Annotated in this window: 17 protein-coding genes; 13 read left to right on the top strand and 4 right to left on the bottom strand. The window is 34.0% G+C overall.

Annotated elements, in window-relative coordinates:
- Positions 1–35: 35 nt before the first annotated feature.
- On the bottom strand, positions 36–2,072 hold the full coding sequence (locus ACNQGH_RS10795) for a dipeptidyl-peptidase 3 family protein (RefSeq protein ID WP_417956017.1): 2,037 nt from the start codon (positions 2,070–2,072) through the stop codon (positions 36–38).
- 292 nt (positions 2,073–2,364) lie between these two features.
- Between ACNQGH_RS10795 and ACNQGH_RS10790 the strand changes: the two genes are divergently transcribed.
- From ACNQGH_RS10790 to ACNQGH_RS10775, 4 genes are all read left to right on the top strand, one after another.
- Positions 2,365–3,555, top strand: a complete 1,191-nt coding sequence (locus ACNQGH_RS10790) for an SRPBCC family protein (protein WP_417956016.1) — start codon at positions 2,365–2,367, stop codon at positions 3,553–3,555.
- A gap of 62 nt (positions 3,556–3,617) precedes the next feature.
- A complete protein-coding gene (locus ACNQGH_RS10785; RefSeq protein ID WP_417956015.1) occupies positions 3,618–4,160 on the top strand; it encodes an RNA polymerase sigma factor in 543 nt (180 codons plus the stop codon).
- A gap of 33 nt (positions 4,161–4,193) precedes the next feature.
- Positions 4,194–4,607: a hypothetical protein gene (locus ACNQGH_RS10780; protein ID WP_417956014.1), complete on the top strand. Its 414-nt coding sequence runs from the start codon at positions 4,194–4,196 to the stop codon at positions 4,605–4,607.
- Between the two features lie 41 nt (positions 4,608–4,648).
- Positions 4,649–5,107 (top strand): sensor of ECF-type sigma factor, encoded by a 459-nt coding sequence (locus tag ACNQGH_RS10775; protein ID WP_417956013.1) that lies wholly within the window; start codon positions 4,649–4,651, stop codon positions 5,105–5,107.
- A gap of 67 nt (positions 5,108–5,174) precedes the next feature.
- On the opposite strand, the gene ACNQGH_RS10770 is transcribed toward ACNQGH_RS10775, so the two are convergent.
- Positions 5,175–6,239 (bottom strand): WD40/YVTN/BNR-like repeat-containing protein, encoded by a 1,065-nt coding sequence (locus ACNQGH_RS10770; protein WP_417956012.1) that lies wholly within the window; start codon positions 6,237–6,239, stop codon positions 5,175–5,177.
- A 115-nt stretch (positions 6,240–6,354) separates the two neighbouring features.
- Here ACNQGH_RS10770 and ACNQGH_RS10765 point away from each other — a divergent pair, with 115 nt between their 5' ends.
- The 3 genes from ACNQGH_RS10765 to ACNQGH_RS10755 all read left to right on the top strand — a co-directional run bounded on the left by ACNQGH_RS10765 (position 6,355) and on the right by ACNQGH_RS10755 (position 11,289).
- The gene (locus ACNQGH_RS10765; RefSeq protein ID WP_417956011.1) at positions 6,355–7,824 is read left to right on the top strand and encodes a hypothetical protein; all 1,470 of its coding nucleotides are present in this window, start codon (positions 6,355–6,357) and stop codon (positions 7,822–7,824) included.
- A 125-nt stretch (positions 7,825–7,949) separates the two neighbouring features.
- Positions 7,950–9,911 carry a KUP/HAK/KT family potassium transporter gene (locus tag ACNQGH_RS10760; RefSeq protein ID WP_417956010.1) on the top strand — a complete coding sequence of 654 codons (1,962 nt, stop codon included), beginning with the start codon at positions 7,950–7,952 and terminating at the stop codon, positions 9,909–9,911.
- Between the two features lie 142 nt (positions 9,912–10,053).
- The gene (locus tag ACNQGH_RS10755; protein WP_417956009.1) at positions 10,054–11,289 is read left to right on the top strand and encodes an RsmB/NOP family class I SAM-dependent RNA methyltransferase; all 1,236 of its coding nucleotides are present in this window, start codon (positions 10,054–10,056) and stop codon (positions 11,287–11,289) included.
- A gap of 119 nt (positions 11,290–11,408) precedes the next feature.
- Here ACNQGH_RS10755 and rho read toward each other — a convergent pair whose 3' ends face one another.
- Complete coding sequence (gene rho / locus ACNQGH_RS10750) at positions 11,409–13,181, bottom strand: transcription termination factor Rho (RefSeq protein WP_417956008.1); 1,773 nt, start codon at positions 13,179–13,181, stop codon at positions 11,409–11,411.
- A 181-nt stretch (positions 13,182–13,362) separates the two neighbouring features.
- On the opposite strand from rho, the gene ACNQGH_RS10745 reads away from it, so the two are divergent.
- From ACNQGH_RS10745 to ACNQGH_RS10735, 3 genes are all read left to right on the top strand, one after another.
- Positions 13,363–13,776 carry a DUF4293 domain-containing protein gene (locus ACNQGH_RS10745; protein WP_417956007.1) on the top strand — a complete coding sequence of 138 codons (414 nt, stop codon included), beginning with the start codon at positions 13,363–13,365 and terminating at the stop codon, positions 13,774–13,776.
- A gap of 143 nt (positions 13,777–13,919) precedes the next feature.
- Positions 13,920–14,582, top strand: a complete 663-nt coding sequence (locus ACNQGH_RS10740) for a response regulator (protein WP_417956006.1) — start codon at positions 13,920–13,922, stop codon at positions 14,580–14,582.
- A gap of 24 nt (positions 14,583–14,606) precedes the next feature.
- Positions 14,607–16,298, top strand: coding sequence for a tetratricopeptide repeat-containing sensor histidine kinase (locus ACNQGH_RS10735; protein WP_417956005.1), 1,692 nt, complete (start codon positions 14,607–14,609; stop codon positions 16,296–16,298).
- A 3-nt stretch (positions 16,299–16,301) separates the two neighbouring features.
- Here the strand turns inward: ACNQGH_RS10735 and ACNQGH_RS10730 are convergent, their stop codons facing one another.
- On the bottom strand, positions 16,302–16,799 hold the full coding sequence (locus tag ACNQGH_RS10730; RefSeq protein ID WP_417956004.1) for a metallophosphoesterase family protein: 498 nt from the start codon (positions 16,797–16,799) through the stop codon (positions 16,302–16,304).
- Between the two features lie 225 nt (positions 16,800–17,024).
- Here ACNQGH_RS10730 and truA point away from each other — a divergent pair, with 225 nt between their 5' ends.
- The 3 genes from truA (at position 17,025) to lpdA (ending at position 21,295) form a co-directional block, all read left to right on the top strand.
- Positions 17,025–17,759 (top strand): tRNA pseudouridine(38-40) synthase TruA, encoded by a 735-nt coding sequence (truA, locus tag ACNQGH_RS10725; protein WP_417956003.1) that lies wholly within the window; start codon positions 17,025–17,027, stop codon positions 17,757–17,759.
- Between the two features lie 59 nt (positions 17,760–17,818).
- The gene (locus ACNQGH_RS10720; protein ID WP_417956002.1) at positions 17,819–19,573 is read left to right on the top strand and encodes an ABC transporter ATP-binding protein; all 1,755 of its coding nucleotides are present in this window, start codon (positions 17,819–17,821) and stop codon (positions 19,571–19,573) included.
- A gap of 333 nt (positions 19,574–19,906) precedes the next feature.
- Positions 19,907–21,295, top strand: coding sequence for a dihydrolipoyl dehydrogenase (lpdA, locus tag ACNQGH_RS10715; RefSeq protein WP_417956001.1), 1,389 nt, complete (start codon positions 19,907–19,909; stop codon positions 21,293–21,295).
- Positions 21,296–21,491 lie beyond the last annotated feature (196 nt).

The raw sequence follows: 21,491 nt of genomic DNA, 5'->3' as shown, positions 1-21,491 counted from the left end.
AAGTGAGCATTATTTTTTAAAAATTAATCATACTTCTAATTTTCCAAAGGTAAAAATCCAAAGTTTTTAGCGTATTTCAACATTTGTTCTGCAAATGTTTTTGGTTGTTGCACTTCAATCGAAATAATTTTACCCGTTTTGTCTAATTTCGGAACCAATACCGGATTTACAAAACCGCTATAAGCAGCCGAAGCGAATTGCTTGTTGCGTTCCAAAACTTCAGCATGCAGTTTTTGATCTACTTTCACACCATAATTTTCTACTAAAGCTTTTCCTGCGTTAAAATCACCTTCTGATTTGATTCTTTGTACTTCTCTTAATAATTGCCCGAATAAATCGTGTAACTTTTCATAATCTGTAATATTGAAATACGTTTTTCCATTACGAGTGATTTTCTCTATAACATTGTCTTTTTGTCCTTTTTCAAAAACCCATGAACTTACCCATTGACGGTTTCTCATGTGAGCTTCTTCAATATTGGCGCCTAATTCCAAACGCACTAACTGAGTCATTAACCCATTCCTGATGTAACTGTCGTAAGATTCCATTCCCAGTTTTTTCCAATCATCAACCAACCCTAACTCCTGTAATTTTGGGTTGTACAAATAGTATAATCCAACTAGATCTGCCCTTCCTTCTTCAAGTGTCGAAGCATAACTTTTCAATGACTCTTTAGGAGTTCCCACACCAGGATTTATTTGTCCTGAAGCATGGCCCACCACTTCGTGTAAGGCTGTATGCATCTTATCCCCTATTTCGCCATATTTTTTGGCCAAAACAATTTCTTGCTCGTCATTAGCAAATTCCTCTAATTTTCCTTTTCCGGCAGCTTTAGCATACGAATCAATAATATTTCCTAAAGAAACTGATTTTGAACCATGTTCCGCACGGATCCAATCTGCATTTGGAAGGTTTACTCCAATAGGCGTACTTGGCGAAGCATCACCCGATTCTCCCGCTACAATAACTGTTTTATAAGAAACGCCAACAACATTTTTCTTTTTATGTTCGGGCATTAATGGCGAATTATCTTCAAACCATTGCGCATTTTTGGAAACTACTTCCATTTTTGCCGACATATCAAAATCTTTTATCTGAACGATTCCCTCATAAGAACCTCTGTATCCTAATGGATCATTGTACACTTCGATAAAACCATTAATATAATCAATGTTACCTTCAGTTGCTTTTAACCAGGCTATATTATAGTCATCCCAGGTTTTTAAGCTACCTGTTTTATAATAACTGATCAATAATCCCAAAGCATCTGCCTGCTTTTGATTTTCAGCAACAGCTTTTGCCTTTTCCAGCCAATAAATAATTTTATCAATTGCAGGACCATACATGCCACCACTTTTCCAAACTTTTTCTGTCAATTGTCCTTTTGAATTGCGTACTAATTTAGAATTCAAACCATAAGAATACGGTTTCTTAGGATCTGGGCTTGTTTTTTTAGCATAAAAATCTTCCACTTCTTTTAATGAAATTCCTTTTTCATAGAAGTTAATGGCCGAACCTTCCAATAACCCTTTTGATTCATCAAGATTCACTTTTTTTGCGTCAACATCATTAAAAATAATAGCAGCAATAGCTGGAGACAATGTCGTTTTAGTAACCTTCAACAGCCCTGCAAAATAATCTGAAGAAAAACCTGGCTTGATTTTATCACTAGAATAATGATGGTGGATTCCATTTGAAAACCAAACTCTTTTAAGATATATTTCGAAATTTTTCCAGTTAGCGGAAGTTTTGTCTCCTTTATAATTTTTGTAAATATTCTCTAATGCTTTTCTGATTTTCAGATTGTATTTATAGTGCTGATCCCACATTATATCACGACCTGAAGTTCCGGCCTGAGTCAAATAATAAACTAATTTTTGTTCTTTTAGCGTTAGATTTTTCCAATCAGGAATTCGATAACGTAACACTTTAATGTCGGCAAATTGTTCTACAACATAATCGAAAGGAGCTGTCCCAATCGTTTTTACTGCCGTGGTTTTTGTTACCTGTGCATTACAAATAACGGAAACAGCAAGAGTCGTAAAAAATCCAGCAATTTTAAGTAATTTCATTATTAATACTATTTAGAGATTAAACAAGTTATTATTCAACAAATATACACATTCTTTAAATAAATAATAAAAACCGCTACTTAAATTGTCGCTGCTTTGAAAATAAATAAAATAATAGTTCCGATTTTCAGCCAATATTTTTTTGGATTCTGAGTTAAATATACAGAAATTGAGTTCAAAAAAAATTAATCCTACTATAGCGAACCCAAATAACAAATATTATAATTTTTTAATAGTTACCTTACAGTATTAATAAAATTTCTAACTTTACAAGTTAAAACAGCCTATTATCATGAGGATTTTAAAATATATATTTCTTTTATTATTACTTAGTTTAGTTGCATTGTCAATTTTTATTGCCACACAAAAGGGAGATTTCACTATAGAAAGAAGTAAAGTCATTAATTCCCCAAAACCAGCAGTATTTAATTATGTAAATGATTTTAAAAACTGGAAAGATTTTGGATCCTGGACTACCGAAGATCCCGAAATGAAAATAACTTATCCTCAAAATACAATTGGAAAAGGTGCTTCTTATTCCTGGGAAGGAAAAGACAGCAATGGTAATATAAAAACGATTTTTGTAAAAGAAAATGACAGTATTTCTCAAAAAATGAATTCAGACGAAACTTCTTCTGCTATTTTTTGGAGTTTCAAAGACACTGTAGGAGGAACAAAAGTGACTTGGAAAACAAAAGGAAAAATGAGTTTTCTTTTCAAAATTTATTCTGCTTTTAATGGAGGCGTTGCAAAAATCATAGGTGACAGGTATGAAAAAAGCTTGACCAATTTAGACAAAACCTTAGATTATGAAATAAATACCTATACAGTAAAAGTAGACGGTGTAGTAAAGAAACCAGAGACTTTTTATTTGCATCAGACTTTCACCAGTAAAATTAGTAACGTTGCTAAGAATTTTAAAATTGTTGCTCCAAAAATTATTACTTTTTGTACAAAAAATGGCCTTCAAATTACAGGAAAACCCTTCTTACTCTATCACACTTATGACGTAGTAAACGGACTTACCAAAATCTCAATATGTGTACCAATAAAAAATCAAATTTACACAAGCGAAGGAAGTGACCTTTATTCCGGAAAACTAGAAGCATTTGAAGCCGTAAAAACTACTTTAACTGGCGATTATTCCCACAGAGACAAAGCTTTGGATAAAACAAGACAGTACCTCAATGCGAATCGTTTAGCATCAGGCGCGCCATTTTCACATCTTGAAATTTATTTGATAGACAAAACCGAAATAAAAAATCCATCGAAGTGGGTCACTGAAATTTATTACCCAATAAAATCAAAAGTGGAACCCATCAAAATTTACAAACCGGCGGTTGTAAAAGCTGAAGCTGCCATAACAACGGAGCCTGTTGTGAAAACCACTGAAGCTGTAAAAACAGAGCCCGTTGTAAAACCAAAACCGGTTATAAAAAAACCAGTTGCTCCAAAAAAGGAAGAAGAACAATCTGAATTTTAATATTTTTTTATTATCGATTAAACCTATTTGATAAATTCCATTCTAACTGATAAATAATAGCTTTGCAAGAGGAAAAGGAATTCATCCAAAAACTATTGAACCCTGAGACGCAAAACCAAGCGTTTCAACAACTCTTACAAGATTATCAAAGGCCATTGTACAATCACATTCGTACTATTGTATTGAGTCACGATGATACTGATGATGTGCTGCAAAATACTTTTATAAAGGTATTTCAACATTTGAAAAATTTTAAAGGCGACAGCAAGCTTTTTTCCTGGATGTATCGCATTGCTACTAATGAAGCACTAACCTTTTTGAATCAAAAAGCAAAAATTAATGGGATTTCATCTGAAACATTACAAAACAAAACTATTGATAATCTAAAAGCCGATGTGTTTTTCGACGGAAACGACATTCAGATAAAATTACAAAAAGCCATTGCCGCTTTACCGGAAAAACAACAATTAGTTTTCAAAATGAAGTATTTTGAAGAATTAAAATACGAACAAATATCAGAAATATTAGGGACATCTGTCGGCGCTTTGAAAGCATCCTATCATCATGCCGTAAAAAAAATTGAAGCCTTTGTAACGGCAAATTAAACCTTTTGCATCTAATTAAGTCTAATGAACATTATGAAAGCATTTAAACTAGAAAACGAACCGAAAATTGAATCAGGATTTAAAACTCCAGATCATTACTTTGAAAATTTTTCGACAAAAGTTTTACAACAATTGCCAAAAGAGGAACCAAAAGTAATTTCTCTTTTTCAAAAAAGAAAGATACTAATGAGGATGGCAGCAGCAATTTTAGCAATTGCGCTGATGATACCTATTGTAAACACCTACACAAAAAAAACAAAAGAATTAGATTCCACTACATTAGAAAATTATCTTACCTATCAATCTAATATGAATCAATACGATCTGATTAGCGAGCTGGACTCTGACGACATCAATAAAATAAAGACCACTGTAGTGATTGAAGATAAGACTGTTGAGGATTTGTTATCTGTAAATTCTGATGCCGAAAATCTTATCATAGACTAACAATACCTTTTAATACTGAAATTGAACTTAAAAATACAACAATGAACATTAAAAAAATTTTACCGATACTATTGCTCCTTTCCTCTTTCAATTTTTATGCGCAAGTCGAAAAAATGAAAGAAAAAAAAGAACAAATCAAAGCTCTGAAAGTAGCTTTTCTGACCACCGAATTAGATTTAACTCCTGGTGAAGCAGAAAAGTTTTGGCCAATGTATAATACTTTTGATGATAAGCAATTTGAATTGAGACATCAAAAAATGAAAACCTTAATGAAAAGAATAAATGATGGCGGTTTAGATAAAATGACCGAAAAAGAAGCCAGTGCTTTTCTTGCTCAAATGGAAAGTAATGAAGAAGAATTATTTCTATTGCGAAAAAAATTCACTACAAATCTTAAAACAGTCCTTCCGGCAATTAAAATCATTAAACTAAGAAAATCTGAAGAGGATTTCAACAGGAAATTATTGCAACAATACCGAGATAAAGGTCCAAGGAAATAATACTTAGGCTCTATTAATTCAATAAAAACACCCTATTTAATGGTTTATTCTATTATCTGAGGTGTTTTTATTTTTTAAAATTTAAGCGAACCATTTTATTTTTTCCCGCTGCAATGGCGGTACGATTATCTAAAAATCGAATCGTAAAAAGACTGGAATCGCCCGATAATTGTTTCCATGAATTGCCACTATCCGACGAATAATACAATCCGGATGCACCGACCGAAACTAATTCTCTTCCATTACTGTTCGGAACATACTGTAAGCAGGAAGCATAACCAAACCCCTTATTGTCAGATTTTAACACCCAATTTTCCCCTCCGTTAGTTGTTGAAGCCTTGTTGGAGAAATTTTGGTCCGGTAATTCGTAATTGCCACCAGCTATAAATCCTTTTTTGGAATTGTAAAAATCAGCCGTAAAAATTCCAGTCATAATTTTCCCCTGAACTATAGGTGTATCAAACACTTCCCAGGTTTTTCCTTTATCAGATGAGTAAAAAACCCTTGCCTTTTTTCCGCCTGTAACAATCCAGGTCTTATTTCCTTTAATAACAATATTAGTGTTACTTGCCGCAAAAGCTGCTTCCCCATCAACTATTTTTGGCAATTTATCACACGCAATTTTATTCCACGAATTACCACCGTCGCGTGTTGTTATTATAGTAAGACAATTGGTTATTGGATCCCCTATAGCTATTCCTTCTCTATCATTCCAAAATTGCATACTATCATAAAATACTTTTTCATGGTTTTCCTCATAAACCAATTTTGTTTCTGAGCCGTCTTTAGAAATTTTATATAATAAAGCCGGATTTGAAACGTTAAGTATAAAAATCGCTGAAGATGTTTGCGCAATGCTTCTGAATTCAAACTTCAAACTATCTTTCCTGATATGGCTTTCATTTTTTATCTTTTTTTCCAAATCATAAAAACCAAATCTGGAATTATCAGCAGCATACCAAATTTTATTTGCATCAATTAGAATGGCTCTAATGCTCACTTTATCTTGAAATAATGTATCAATTTGAACAGACTGAAAGCCCCCACCATTAGGCTTTTCAACAACACAACTATTTGTTTTGCAAGACACAAAGACATTTAAAACCAATACAATCAAAATAATTTTCCTCATTTTATATAATTTTCCAACGCTAATCTACAATTAAAAATGTTAATACTAATGGTCTCTAAATTTATTGGCACAGTAATTGGATATTGAAAAAACATTAAACTTAATATTATTAATTATGAAAACTAAAATACTTCTTTTAAGTCTATTGACTTCTGTTTTCGCCACACAAATACATGCGCAAGATAGAACTACGGTAAATGCAATGAATAATGAAATTAGTGATAATTTAGATTTACGCGCAGTTGCATCCATTTTTGGAGATTCAAGAGATCTTCAGGATTTTGAAAGACGGTTAAACGATCCACAACTTCAAATATCAAATTTAGATTTGAATAATGATAACGAAGTTGATTACTTGCGAGTAATTGAATCCGTAGAAAATAGAACCCACGTGATTATCATCCAGTCTGTAATTGATCAGGATGTATATCAGGATGTCGCTACAATCGATGTTGAGAAAGACAGATACAACAATGTTCACGTACAAGTTGTAGGAGACGTCTATATGTATGGTCAAAATTACATTTACGAGCCTGTGTATTACAATACACCACTCATTTATGCTTCTTTTTGGGCTTCTAATTACCGTCCGTATTATTCAACCTGGAATTGGGGTTATTATCCTTCTTATTATTATGCCTGGAATCCATTCCCAATTTTCAGATATAGAAACAACATTAATATTTGCTTGAATGTAAACAACAATTACAATTATGTTACCTCAAGAAGAAGTAGTATTGCTATTGGATTATACAGTACAAGACGTTCCAATGGATATGAAAGACAACACCCAAATTATGCTTTTTCAAGAAGAAATTCACAAGTAACAAATCGTTATGAATTAGACCAAAGAAGAGGATCAAGAAATGTTGGTTCAAGAAATGAAAATGGTTATCAAAACAGAACCAATTCTTCTAGAGAAGTAATGTCCCAAAGAACAGGAAATCAAATAGATTATTCACAAAACAGAACTAATCCTTCCACAGAAGCTCCGCCACAAAGGGGACAACAACAAAGGGACTACTCTCAAAACAGGGGTAATTCTTCCGGAGAAGCTGCGCCACAAAGGGGACAACAACAAAGGGACTACTCTCAAAACAGAGGTAATTCTTCCGGAGAAGCTGCGCCACAAAGAGCACAACAACAAAGGGACTACTCTCAAAACAGAGGTAATTCTTCCGGAGAAGCTGCGCCACAAAGAGCACAACAACAAAGGGACTACTCTCAAAACAGAGGTAATTCTTCAGGAGAAGCTGCCCCACAAAGGGCACAACAACAAAGGGATTATTCTCAAAACAGAGGTAATTCTTCCGGAGAAGCTGCGCCACAAAGAGCACAACAACCACAACAACAAAGGGACTACTCTCAAAACAGAGGTAATTCTTCCGGAGAAGCTGCGCCACAAAGAGCACAACAACCACAACAACAAAGGGACTACTCTCAAAACAGAGGTAATTCTTCCAGAGAAGCAGCGCCACAAAGAGCAGAACAACAAAGAGGAAACTCTTCCAGAGAAGCAGCTCCACAAAGAGCGGAACAACAAAGAGGAAATTCTTCATCAAGAAACGACAATAGAAGGTCGTAAAAACACAGTTTAACAAATTAAAAAACACGGTTGTAATAACTGTGTTTTTTTTTGTCATTTTATTAAATAAACAGCTCTAATATATTTAAAAAGAGTAAATTTGACGAGTTTTTTAAAAATATTACATGAGCGCATCGCACAAAGATCTGCATACTAAATTAACATTAGGCGGGTTATTAGTTTCATTAGGAATAATTTACGGTGATATTGGAACTTCACCTTTATATGTAATGAAAGCCATACTTGGTGATCATGTTATTAATGCAGATGTTGTTTTAGGAGGGATTTCAGCTGTATTTTGGACACTTACCTTACAAACTACCATAAAATACGTTCTCATTACCTTAAGTGCTGACAATCATGGTGAAGGTGGTATTTTTGCTTTATATGCTTTAGTCAAAAAAACAAAAATTCAATGGTTAATAGTCCCCGCAATTATAGGCGGAAGCGCCTTGTTGGCTGATGGAATCATAACCCCTCCCATATCAGTATCTTCTGCTGTTGAAGGAATCAGAACGTACTATCCTCATATAAATACAATCCCAATTGTAATAGGAATTCTATTTGTGTTGTTCGCAATTCAACAATTCGGAACCAAATTAGTAGGTAAATTTTTCGCTCCAATGATGCTGCTTTGGTTTGGTATGCTAGCGGTCTTGGGCGCTATACAAATTACACAACATACGGAGGTTTTCAAAGCCTTGAACCCCTATTATGCCTATCATTTATTATCCATTCATCCTGAAGGTTTTTTTGTATTAGGTTTTGTATTTCTTTGTACAACTGGTGCAGAAGCGTTATATTCAGACATGGGACATTGTGGTCGAAAAAACATCAGAATTAGCTGGATTTTTGTAAAAACTGCCTTAGTCCTTAATTATTTTGGACAAGCCGCTTACTTAATACATCACGAAGGGGAAACATTACAAAGTTTAGGCGGAAAAAATGGAAACCCGTTCTATCTTATTATGCCCGATTGGTTTCAACCCATGGGTATTATTATTGCAACACTCGCTGCTGTAATTGCTTCACAAGCATTGATCAGCGGCTCATTTACATTAATAAATGAAGCCATGCGATTGAACTTTTGGCCTAAAGTAAAAATAAAATATCCTACCGAATTAAAAGGACAATTATATATTCCATCTATAAACTGGCTGCTGTTTTTTGGTTGTGTGGGAATTGTATTGCACTTCGAAGAATCCAGTAACATGGAGCATGCTTATGGATTAGCCATTATTTTATGCATGATAATGACCACTATTTTGCTTAATTTTTATTTGATAATGAAAAGGGTAAAATTGTATTTTATCGTACCGTTAATTACCATTTATTTAATAATTGAATTTAGCTTTTTAGCAGCCAATATTACCAAGTTTGCAGAGGGTGGTTATGTAACACTTTTTATAGCAACACTTTTAATATCTGTAATGACCATTTGGTATTTGGCCAAGAAAATCAACAAGAGTTACACCAAAATTGTTAAGATTGAAGATTATAAAAAAGTTCTTGTTGAGTTAAGTGCTGATTTATCGATACCAAAATATGCCACTCATTTAGTATACATGACTAATGCGGGCAGAATTGATGAGATAGAAGAAAAAGTAATGTATTCTATTTTACAAAAAAGACCTAAAAGAGCCGATATTTATTGGTTTGTACACGTAAACATATTGACTGAACCTTATAAAACAGAATATAAAGTAACGGAAATGGTCAAAGATGATTTGTATCGCGTTGATTTTAATTTAGGATTTAGAGAACCTACAAAAATAAACCTGATGTTCAAAGAAGTAATTAAGGACATGGTACAAAAAGGAGAAGTAGATATAACCAGCAGATATGAATCTTTGAATAAAAACAATATTATAGGCGATTTCAAATTTGTACTGTCTGAAAAGTTCCTTTCCAATGATAGTGATTTACTTTGGCATGAAAAAATAATTATGAATTCGTATTTCTTTATTAAAAAACTAAGTTTATCTGAAGAAAGAGCCTTTGGTCTGGACAGTAGCTCAGTTAAAATAGAAAAATTCCCAATGGTACTCCATGCTCCTGAAAATATTGGTTTAACAAGAGTTAAATAAGGATTTTTCACCCTATACTTTACAAAAAACACTGTAGCTAAAACAGTGTTTTTTTTATATCAAAAAATTTAAAAAGAACATTCATTATTAAAAATATAACATTCAATCAATTAATAGTACCTTTGCACCTCAATTATTTAAAATGAGATTACACAGAAATTTAGTTTATACTACCATTGATGCTTTGAATGCCATATTTAATGAAGGCGAATATGCGGATAAAGTGGTAGCAAGATCCTTAAAAAAAGACAAACGTTGGGGAAGCTCTGACAGAAAATTTGTTGCCGAAACCATCTACGAAATCGTACGTTGGAAAAGATTGTACGCAGAAATAGCCGAAGTAAAAGAACCTTTTGACAGAGACAATCTGTGGAGAATGTTTTCCGTATGGGCAGTTTTAAGAGGGTATCCTATTCCTGATTGGCGTCAACTGGAAGGAACTCCTGAAAGAAAAATAAAAGGACGTTTTGACGAACTTTCAAAAGTAAGAGCTTTAAAAGAATCCATTCCGGATTGGATGGATGAATTAGGAGTTAAAGAATTAGGAGAGAAAGTTTGGGCAACTGAAATTACGGCTCAAAACCAACCTGCCAAAGTAATCCTAAGAGTAAATACACTTAAGACAACCAGGGAAGCGCTGCGTGCTATTTTGATGGATTTAAACATTGAAACAGAAACCCTGAAAAATCAACCTGATGCTTTGGTCCTAAAAGAAAGAGCCAATGTTTTCTTAACTGACGCTTTTAAGCAAGGTTTCTTTGAAGTTCAGGATGCCAACTCTCAATTAGTGGCTGCTTTCCTTGATGTAAAACCAGGAATGCGTGTTGTTGATACCTGCGCTGGCGCTGGCGGAAAAACATTACACATTGCTTCCTTAATGGAAAACAAAGGACAGTTAATCGCTATGGATTTGTATGAAAGTAAATTGAAGCAGTTAAAAATCAGGGCAAAAAGAGATGGTGCATTCAATATTGAATACCGTATTATTGACTCAACAAAAATCATTAAGAAATTACACGAAAAAGCGGATCGTGTTTTAATTGACGCACCGTGTAGCGGCTTAGGGGTTCTGAAAAGAAATCCGGATGCTAAATGGAAATTAAAACCAGAGTTTATTGATAATATCCGTAAAGTACAATCGGAAGTTTTAGAAAGTTATTCTAAAATTGTAAAACCGGGAGGAAAATTAGTGTACGCCACCTGTTCTATTCTACCATCAGAAAATCAAGAACAAATTGCTCGTTTCCTGACTACAACTATTGGAAAACAATTCAATTTTGTTAAAGACCAAAAAATCTTGGCGTCAGAATCTGGTTTTGATGGATTCTATATGGCATTATTGGAACGAAAAGAAGAAACAAAAGAAGTTAAAGCTTAATTATAAGTTTAAACGATATAAAAAGTCCACGTAAAAAGTGGACTTTTTTTTGTTTCAATATTTGCTAAAAGCAAAAAAGCCCCAAAAAATTGGGGCTTTTTCATATCTAACAGAAAAATTTAATCATTCATTGAGATTAAAAACTCTTCATTATTCTTGGTTTTCTTAAAACGATCATTAATGAAATCCATAGCTTCTACCGGATTCATATCCGAAAGATATTTTCGCATAATCCACATTCTTTGCAATGTTTTTTGATCCAACAACATATCGTCGCGTCTTGTGCTTGAAGAAGTTAAATCGATAGCCGGGAAAATACGTTTGTTTGCAATTTTTCTATCCAATTGCAATTCCATATTACCAGTACCTTTAAATTCTTCAAAAATAACTTCATCCATTTTCGAACCAGTCTCAGTCAATGCAGTTGCAATAATGCTTAATGAACCTCCATTTTCCACATTACGGGCAGCTCCAAAGAAACGTTTTGGTTTTTGCAATGCATTGGCATCCACACCACCACTTAACACTTTACCTGAAGCAGGCTGAACTGTGTTGTAAGCTCTGGCCAAACGTGTAATGGAATCCAACAGAATCACCACATCATGTCCACATTCCACAAGTCGTTTCGCTTTTTCAAGTACGATATTTGCAATTTTCACATGTTCTTGTGGTTCCCTGTCAAACGTAGAAGCAATTACTTCCCCACGCACACTGCGTTGCATATCGGTAACCTCTTCCGGGCGTTCATCAATCAACAAAACGATTAAATACACTTCAGGATGATTCGCCGCAATTGCATTGGCAATTTCCTTAAGCAACATCGTTTTACCGGTTTTAGGTTGTGCCACAATCATTCCGCGTTGTCCTTTTCCTATTGGTGAAAACAAATCGATAATTCGCGTTGAAATAGTGCTTTGCTTTTCCGCTAATTTGAATTTCTCCGAAGGAAAGACAGGCGTTAAATGTTCGAATGAAACCCGATCACGAACCACTTGAGGATCGTGTCCGTTTATTTTTAAAACTCTTACCAATGGGAAAAATTTCTCTCCTTCTTTTGGTGGACGAACCACTCCTTTTACGGTATCTCCTGTTTTAAGACCGAATAATCTGATTTGAGAAGTCGATAAATAAATATCATCTGGTGACGCTAAATAATTATAATCTGAGGAACGCAAAAAACCATATCCGTCAGGCATCATTTCAAGAACACCTTCACTTTCTATAATTCCGTCAAATTCAAAGTCAGACGCAGCAAAATTACTTTTCTTATTTTTAAAATTTGGATTCTGATTCCCGTTTTGGTTTGGATTTTGGTTTTGGTTCTGTTTATGTAATTGATTTGGATTAATCTTTTTTACCGGCGCAGCAGCAACTTCTGCTTTCTCTTCCACTACAACATCTGTAACCTCCTCATTCTCTTTGGTAGCCTCTTTTACCTCTTCCTTATCCTTTTTTAAAGCAATTTTCTTTTCGTAGGCCGATTTATTAAATTTAATAATCTTCCCTACTTTTTTTTCAGTATCTGCCAGTTCTTCTTGAATTGGAGCAACCTCCTCTTCTTTTGGTATTGGTTCAGCCTGAAGCTTTGCTTCAACCGGAATACTTATTTCTGTTGCAACATCCTCTTTATCGAAAAGAGTGTTTTTTACAGCTTTTTGAATCGCAACTTTTTTAACAGGAACGATTCTCGTTCTCTTGGGTTTATCGTCTTCAACGTTACTTTCCTTTTTAGTATCTAATGCTGAATCAACGTTAGCAGCCACTTGATGCTCTAAAATTTGACTAATTAATGTCTCTTTTTTTACACCGTTAAACTTTATGGTTTTAGCTGATTTAGCTATTTCTTGAAGCTCAGATAGCTTCATTTCTTTTAATGCAGAAATATCAAACATGAATGTTCTATGAGTTTAATTATTTTGGAAAAATGTAAAGATAGGTAGTAAACTTTTTTATTTTGAATCAACCGCAGTATGAAGTGCTTACGGTATTGTCATGCAATAATACGAATAAAATTTTATCATACAATAGTATTTATAAAAAAGAAAATATATTTTTGTAGAACAAATTCAAACCATGATACAAAGAATTCAAACCATTTATCTATTTCTTGCTTTTGTAGTGACAGGAATTTTACCCTTTTTCATTCCTTTATGGACAATGAACAATGGTACTGATTTTTTATTCATGCAAGATCAGGTCTATGTAATCTTATTTGGTTTAAGCACAACGCTTACTTTATTAGGTATCATATCTTATAAAAAAAGACAAAATCAATTTGTTATTGGCAGATTGAACATAATTTTAAATTTAATTTTATTAGGATTGTTTGTATATCGTTCACTAAACTTATCTGGAGAAACAGTAGCTGTTTCGGAGAAAGGTATTGGGATGTTTCTACCTGTAGTTGCTATCGTATTATTAGTCTTGGCTAATAAGGCCATCAAAAAGGATGAAGATCTTGTAAAATCTGTGGACAGATTGAGATAAACCTATAAACTTAATTTATTAGTGCGAAGAAAACCCGGATGTAACAATTCGGGTTTTTTTGTTAAATATCTTTTAAAAAATAATAAAAATCTTACTAAATGATTCATTAAAATTTTATAAATTTGAATCGTAGTAATTCTATTATGAAAACAAAAATCAGAATCCACTTAGCGGACGATCATCAAATACTTATTGATGGAATCAGTACTTTACTTCAGACTATTCCTAATTATGAAGTGGTGGGATTTTCTCTAAATGGCACCACCATTTATGATGACGTCACGAATAACAAAGCTGACATTCTTGTTTTAGACATTAATATGCCGGAAAAGGACGGAATTGAGGTTATCAAAGAATTTGCTGAGAAGGGTTTTCCTTGTAAGGTCATTATTCTTTCGAGTTACGATGATCTGAAACTGATAAAAGAAATCATGAAGCTTGGTGCGAGTGGTTATTTAACAAAACAATGTGCCGGTGAAAATATCGTTGAAGCCATTGAAGCAATTTCGAGAGGAGAAGAATATTTTTGCACACCGGTTCGAGAAAAAATCTTTAATTCTTTAACAAAGAGCAATCCAAAACTAAACAAAAACGAGCTGGATACAAATTCAATTCTGACAGGACGCGAATTGGAAATCATTATTTTGATTTCACTGGAATATAGTGGTAAGGAAATCAGTGAGCAACTATTCATCAGTGTCAATACCGTTGAAACGCATCGTAAAAACATAATGAAGAAACTAGATGCAAAAAACACGATCAGCTTAGTCAAATATGCACTTAAAAATAATTTGATTAAATCATAAACTAAGCAGTTAAAGAACTTTTTCATGGCTCTATTTCGAATTAACATAGTGCTTCTTTTGCTAACTTTTTTTAGCGCTCCTTCTTTTGCCCAGGAAAAAACACTTTCCAAAAAAGAAATCACACTATTATCAAAAGAGGCTAATAAATGCATGAAAGGGGGTTATTTTGAAAAATCTCTGGTAAAAGCCCGGATCGCTTTGCATTATGCCATTGCTATCAAAGATGATTATCTTATCGCCTCCACCTACAACACGATCGCAGCAAATTTTGATGAATTAGCTGAATTTGACAAAGCCTTTTTCTATTACAACAAAGGCCTGCTTTATGCCAAAAAGACCAATAATAATCAATTAAAAAATTGGCTCTATAACAATTTGGGGAACATCTATTGTTTTGATAAGAAACAATATGAGAAAGGAATTGTTTGTTACAAAAAATCATTACAATACAGTAAAAGAACAAACGATTTAAGCCAGACAGTATTTACGAAACTCAATATAACTTGGGCTTATTTTGATATTGGTCAATTTGACAAAGGCTATCCCTATTTAGAATATATAAACAAATACCACCAAAAATACGGTGATGAATCTACAATAGTTGCCCTAAATATGCTTAATGGTATGTATTATGGTTATAAAAATGACACTAAAAAAGCCAACTTCTTTTTTCAAAACGCCATAAAATTTGGAAATGAAGGAAATGAAAAATCAGATTTATCCTTTACACATCAAGAATATTCTAAATTTTTAATAAAAACAGGTGAGTTTCAAAAAGCATACGAAAACCTGGCTCTTTACAACACCATCACAGCGCAACTGAATACGGAAGAAAAACTCAAAAAAATTAATGTTGCCGGCATTAATCTCGAAATAGATGAATACAAAAGAGAGATTGACAAAATAGAAACTAAATACAAAACGAAACAGGAATTATTACTGGAAACGCAATCTAAAAACAAAAAAATCAGCATTATAGTGATTTCATTATTGCTTTTAATCATCATTCTTTTTTACATTTCATTTCAGAATTCAAAACTAAAACAGAACAACAAACTCAAAGATTTGCAAAGTAAAATTCAGGAAAACATAATCAATGCATCCATAAACGGACAGGAATTAGAAAGAAAAAAAATCGCTTCCTTTTTACATGATAACATAAGTGCTTTGTTGTCTTCGGCAGGATTGCATTTAAATGTTTTTACTTCCCAAAATCAATCTCCTCCTCAGGAGATACTAAAAACTAAAGCTATTTTAGTGGAAGCGCATGATAAAGTTCGCGATTTGTCACATGAACTGATGCCTACACTTTTGGCCCGTTTTGGTTTATTTTATGCACTGGAAGATCTATGTGAAAAAAATTCAAACTCAGTAATTGAATTTAAATATTCAAGTCTGGTACCTACAAAAACGCGTTATAATGAAGAATTTGAAATGAAAATTTATTTTATTATCAGTGAATTATTGAATAATATTATCAAACACAGCAAGGCAAGCACTGCAAAGATTACTGTTCAGGAAAACAATAAATCACTACAAATTCATGTCTACGATAATGGAAAAGGCTTTAACACTGCCCATTTTCATAATCTTGAAGGCTTTGGACTCAATCAGATTCAGGCGAGAATCAACAATTTAAAAGGCAGTATTTCTATCGATTCCAAACAAAATCATGGAACATCAATTTATATCGTTGTACCGGTTGTAGAAAAATAATTGCTACCCCTTTTGCTCTATTTCAATAATTTCCAAATCCTTGATTTTATCGCCATCAATCAAAAAACGCAACATCGTGCGCACCTTATGAAAGCCACTTTTGCCTGCTGCACCAGGATTCATGTGTAATAAATTATACTTTTTATCAAAGATCACTTTTAGAATATGCGAATGCCCACAGATAAATAATTTTGGAGGATTCACATCCATCTCCGCTTTAATATTGGGATTGTATTTCCCCGGATAACCACCAATATGTATAATCCAAACATCCACTCTCTCACACATAAAGCGGTTGTGCAACGGGAATTCCAATCTCGCCTTAGCGTCATCGATATTACCATAAACACAGCGCAACGGTTTTAGTTTTTTTATGGCATCGGTTACAGCCAAATCACCAATATCTCCCGCATGCCAAACTTCATCAACCTGAGCGACATATTTCAAAATGGTATCATCAATGTGACTGTGTGTATCTGAAAGCAGTAATATTTTTTTCAAAACTGGTTGTATTTGGAGCTATTTCCATCTATTCGTTTCAATCTTTACATTTTTAAAGAAAAGCAATAAAGATTTTCCACTGCTATCTGGGCAAGGATTTTGGGGTAAAATTAGACATTCAAATTCCAAATAAAAAATCCATTTAAAACTTAACAAACTTTTGCGCCATAGCAACTTCGTGACACAAAAATTAATAAGTATCTTTGTCACTTCAAAAAAAATCACTTGAGGTATTTCATAAAATTAGCATATAACGGAGCCCACTATCACGGTTGGCAATACCAGCCTAACGCTGCATCGGTTCAGGAAATGATGAACAAGGCATTTTCAGTGCTATTGAATACTGAAATCAATCTTATGGGAGCCGGACGCACTGATACTGGTGTTCACGCCAAGAAAATGTACGCTCATTTTGATTTTGAAACATCATTTGACATTCCAAATTTAGTTCACAAACTTAACTCCTACCTGCCCAAAGATATTGTTGTTTATGCTATCATTCCCGTTCACGATCAAGCGCATACGCGTTTTGACGCTACCAAAAGAACATATGAATACCATATCAACACCTTTAAAGATGTTTTTTTGCAAGAACAAAGTTGGTATTTCCATCAAAAATTAGATGTGGATTTAATGAATGAAGCGGCTAAATTATTGTTTAATTTTACTGATTTTCAATGTTTCTCGAAAGTGAATACAGATGTGAATACCTTTGACTGCACAATTTCTGAAGCCTATTGGAAACAAGAAAACGGCAGCCTTATTTTTACGATTTCGGCCAATCGCTTTTTACGAAATATGGTTCGTGCCATTGTGGGAACATTAATAAACATAGGATTACACAAGATTACATTGGCTGATTTTATTGCCATTATAGAAAGTAAAAACCGCGATAAGGCTGGTTTTTCAGTTCCGGCCCATGGTTTATATTTAACCCAAATAGAATACGATTATTTATAGTTTTAGTCCACCAGTTTTAAGCAGTCTGCCTAAAGCATAAGACTTAAAGAAAAAAAAACATGAAAGCAAAAGCATTTGATACCCGATTATTCAAACGAATATTACACTATACGAAACCGTATCAATGGCGTTTTGACGGCGTGATTATTTTTGCCATTTCACTGTCAATTTTTGCGGCACTACGCCCCTATCTATTGAAGCAAACGGTCGACGGTTACATAAAAACTCATGACCAAAATGGACTACTGATGTATGTAATCCTGATGGGAGTGGTTCTTTTAATGGAAGTATTTTCGCAATTTTACTTTGTGTATTGGGCAAACTGGCTCGGTCAGGATATAGTTAAAGACATTCGAACAAAACTATTCAGACACCTGTTGAGCTTTAGAATGAAGTATTTTGACCTTGTTCCTGTAGGACAACTCGTTACACGTTCGGTATCGGACATTGAATCTATCGCACGAATTTTCAGCCAGGGACTGTTTATGATTATCAGCGATTTGATGAAAATGCTTGTTGTACTTATTTTCATGTTTTACATGAACTGGACATTGACTTGGATTGTAATTATTGCCATGCCAATATTAGTTTTCATCACCCGAATTTTCCAAAAGAAAATGCAAGTTGCTTTTGAAGAAGTGCGTACGCAAATTGCCAACATGAACTCTTTTGTTCAGGAACGTGTTACAGGAATGAAGATTGTTCAACTCTTCAACAGAGAAGATATTGAATATGAAAAATTCAAAAGCATTAACGACAAACACAACAGAGCTTGGATAAAAACTATTCTCTATAACTCCATCTTCTTCCCTATTGCTGATATTATTTCTTCTTTGACATTAGGATTTATTGTACTGTACGGTGGAATAAAAATATTGAATGGAGATCATTTCACGACTTTTGGGGATTTGTTTTCGTACACCATGTTTATTGGAATGTTATTTAATCCGTTGCGTCAAATTGCAGATAAATTCAACGAAATGCAACTGGGAATGATTGCTGCCAATCGTGTTTTTGATATTTTGGATACCCAAGATCAGATACAAGATACAGGAACAATTGAAGCACCCATTTTTAAGGGAGATATTAGATTCGAAAATGTCCGTTTTGGTTATATTCCTGAAGAAGATGTCATTAAAGGGATTGACCTTGAAGTAAATGCCGGACAAACCATTGCTATTGTAGGTTCCACAGGAGCAGGGAAATCCACAATTATCAATTTGCTAAACCGTTTTTACGAAATCAACAGTGGTTCAATTTATATCGATAATCACAACATCGAGCATTACACTTTAAGCACATTACGCAGACAAATCGCAGTGGTTTTGCAGGATGTTTTTCTTTTTGCCGATACTATTTTCAATAATATCACTTTGAATGATCCAGCGATAAGCAGAGAACAGGTTTTGACTGCAGCCAAAAAAATTGGCGTTCATAATTTTATCATGAGTTTACCGGACAATTATGATTTTGACGTTAAAGAGCGTGGCGTAATGCTTTCGTCAGGGCAGCGCCAGTTAATTGCTTTTTTAAGAGCCTATGTGAGCAACCCCAGTATTTTGATTCTGGACGAAGCTACGTCATCGATTGATACGTATTCCGAAGAATTGATTCAACGCGCCACTGAAACCATTACCGAAGGCAGAACTTCGATAGTAATTGCGCATCGACTTGCAACTATTGTCAATGCCGATAAAATTGTGGTAATGGATAAAGGACTAATTGTGGAACAAGGCACACATCAAGAGCTAATCAACCGTGAAAGTGGATATTACAAGAACTTGTATGATTCTCAATTTTCAGTAGCTAATTAAGTGTTTTTTGTTACGTTTTTTCTACCGCAAAGACTGTAAAGTTTTTTGTTTGACAAGATACAAAAGGCACTAAATTTTTAATTTTCAATTAAAAATTCACGAATTTGCGGCTAAAAAAAAGCTATCCCTGTATTGACAATACTGTAAGCCTTTTTAAAATAACAGTGTTTTTTTGAAATTTTGTTACTTTATTACTTTATTTCATTGAAATTTTCTCAAAACAGAATAAATCCTTAAATTCGCCAAATCAATTAATTTAGTAAAAACGGATATAAAATGAAATGAGCTTTTGCGAATTCCATTTTTATAACTAAAAAAATAAATACTTAAAAAATGAAATACGATATTATAGTTTTAGGAAGTGGTCCTGGAGGATATGTTACAGCCATTAGAGCATCCCAATTAGGCTTTAAAGTAGCCGTGATTGAAAAAGAAAACTTAGGCGGAGTATGCTTGAACTGGGGTTGTATCCCAACAAAAGCATTACTAAAATCAGCTCAGGTTTTTGATTATCTAAAACACGCTTCTGATTACGGATTGACTGTTTCATCATTTGACAAAGACTTCCCTGCTGTCGTACAACGCAGTCGTAGTGTAGCTGACGGAATGAGCAAAGGTGTTCAATTCTTGATGAAAAAAAATAAAATTGACGTGATTGATGGTTTTGGAAAACTAAAACCAGGAAAAAAAGTTGATGTTACTGACAAAGACAATAAAGTTACTGAATACAGTGCTGACCATATAATCATTGCAACCGGGGCCCGTTCTCGTGAATTGCCAAACTTGCCACAAGATGGTGTAAAAGTAATTGGTTATAGACAAGCAATGAGTTTGCCTGCGCAACCTAAGTCCATGATTATTGTAGGGTCCGGAGCTATTGGAGTAGAATTTGCACATTTTTATAATGCTATGGGAACTGATGTTACCATTGTAGAATTCATGCCAAATGTAGTTCCCGTTGAAGACGAAGACATTTCAAAACAAATGGAACGTTCTTTGAAAAAAGCTGGAATCAAAATCATGACCAGCTCTTCAGTTGAACGAATTGATACTACCGGAGCAGGTGTTAAAGCATTTGTAAAAACGGCCAAAGGAGAAGAAGCTCTAGAAGCTGAGATTTTACTTTCAGCAGTTGGAATCAAAACCAATATTGAAAACATAGGATTAGAAGAAGTAGGTATTGCTACTGACAGAGATAAAATCTTGGTAAACGCATACAATCAAACCAATATTCCTGGATATTATGCTATTGGCGATGTGACACCAGGGCAAGCATTAGCTCACGTAGCTTCTGCTGAAGGAATCAATTGTGTAGAGAAAATCGCAGGCCTTCACGTAGAACCTATCGATTACGGAAACGTACCGGGTTGTACATATGCAACTCCTGAAATCGCTTCAGTAGGTTTGACCGAAAAACAAGCTAAAGAAAAAGGGTACGAACTGAAAATTGGTAAATTTCCATTCTCAGCCTCAGGAAAAGCTAAAGCTGCCGGAACACCAGATGGTTTTGTAAAAGTGATCTTTGATGCTAAATACGGCGAATGGTTGGGTTGCCATATGATTGGGGCAGGAGTTACGGATATGATTGCTGAAGCAGTTGTGGCTCGTAAACTTGAAACTACAGGACACGAAATCTTAAAATCAATTCACCCCCACCCAACAATGAGTGAAGCGGTTATGGAAGCTGTTGCGGATGCATACGGTGAGGTAATACATTTATAAATTTCAGATTGTAGATTAACGATTTTTAATTTCAGATTTATTAATCCGATTTGTGAAAGCAAGTCGGATTTTTTTTGCACACTTATTACATGATTCTCCAATAAAATAGTCGTTTTTTTAAATAACAAACTAGCTACCAAAATATCAACTACAACCTGCCAATGAAAATAGTTTTTCTTCACCAATAAAAAAAACA

Source organism: Flavobacterium kochi, from assembly GCF_048286715.1.
GTDB lineage: Bacteria > Bacteroidota > Bacteroidia > Flavobacteriales > Flavobacteriaceae > Flavobacterium.
The sequence above is the reverse complement of the archived record's forward strand: the minus strand, read 5'-3'. Positions and strand labels throughout refer to the sequence as shown.

Excerpts from the sequence above, each read along its gene's own strand:
- ACNQGH_RS10740 (WP_417956006.1), top strand. The coding sequence starts at position 13,920 with ATGAAAACAAAAATCAGAATCCACTTAGCGGACGATCATCAAATACTT.
- ACNQGH_RS10760 (WP_417956010.1), top strand. The coding sequence starts at position 7,950 with ATGAGCGCATCGCACAAAGATCTGCATACTAAATTAACATTAGGCGGG.
- ACNQGH_RS10745 (WP_417956007.1), top strand. The coding sequence starts at position 13,363 with ATGATACAAAGAATTCAAACCATTTATCTATTTCTTGCTTTTGTAGTG.
- ACNQGH_RS10790 (WP_417956016.1), top strand. The coding sequence starts at position 2,365 with ATGAGGATTTTAAAATATATATTTCTTTTATTATTACTTAGTTTAGTT.
- ACNQGH_RS10720 (WP_417956002.1), top strand. The coding sequence starts at position 17,819 with ATGAAAGCAAAAGCATTTGATACCCGATTATTCAAACGAATATTACAC.
- ACNQGH_RS10775 (WP_417956013.1), top strand. The coding sequence starts at position 4,649 with ATGAACATTAAAAAAATTTTACCGATACTATTGCTCCTTTCCTCTTTC.
- ACNQGH_RS10765 (WP_417956011.1), top strand. The coding sequence starts at position 6,355 with ATGAAAACTAAAATACTTCTTTTAAGTCTATTGACTTCTGTTTTCGCC.
- ACNQGH_RS10770 (WP_417956012.1), bottom strand. The coding sequence starts at position 6,239 with ATGAGGAAAATTATTTTGATTGTATTGGTTTTAAATGTCTTTGTGTCT.
- ACNQGH_RS10780 (WP_417956014.1), top strand. The coding sequence starts at position 4,194 with ATGAAAGCATTTAAACTAGAAAACGAACCGAAAATTGAATCAGGATTT.
- ACNQGH_RS10795 (WP_417956017.1), bottom strand. The coding sequence starts at position 2,072 with ATGAAATTACTTAAAATTGCTGGATTTTTTACGACTCTTGCTGTTTCC.
- ACNQGH_RS10755 (WP_417956009.1), top strand. The coding sequence starts at position 10,054 with ATGAGATTACACAGAAATTTAGTTTATACTACCATTGATGCTTTGAAT.
- lpdA (WP_417956001.1), top strand. The coding sequence starts at position 19,907 with ATGAAATACGATATTATAGTTTTAGGAAGTGGTCCTGGAGGATATGTT.
- rho (WP_417956008.1), bottom strand. The coding sequence starts at position 13,181 with ATGTTTGATATTTCTGCATTAAAAGAAATGAAGCTATCTGAGCTTCAA.
- ACNQGH_RS10735 (WP_417956005.1), top strand. The coding sequence starts at position 14,607 with ATGGCTCTATTTCGAATTAACATAGTGCTTCTTTTGCTAACTTTTTTT.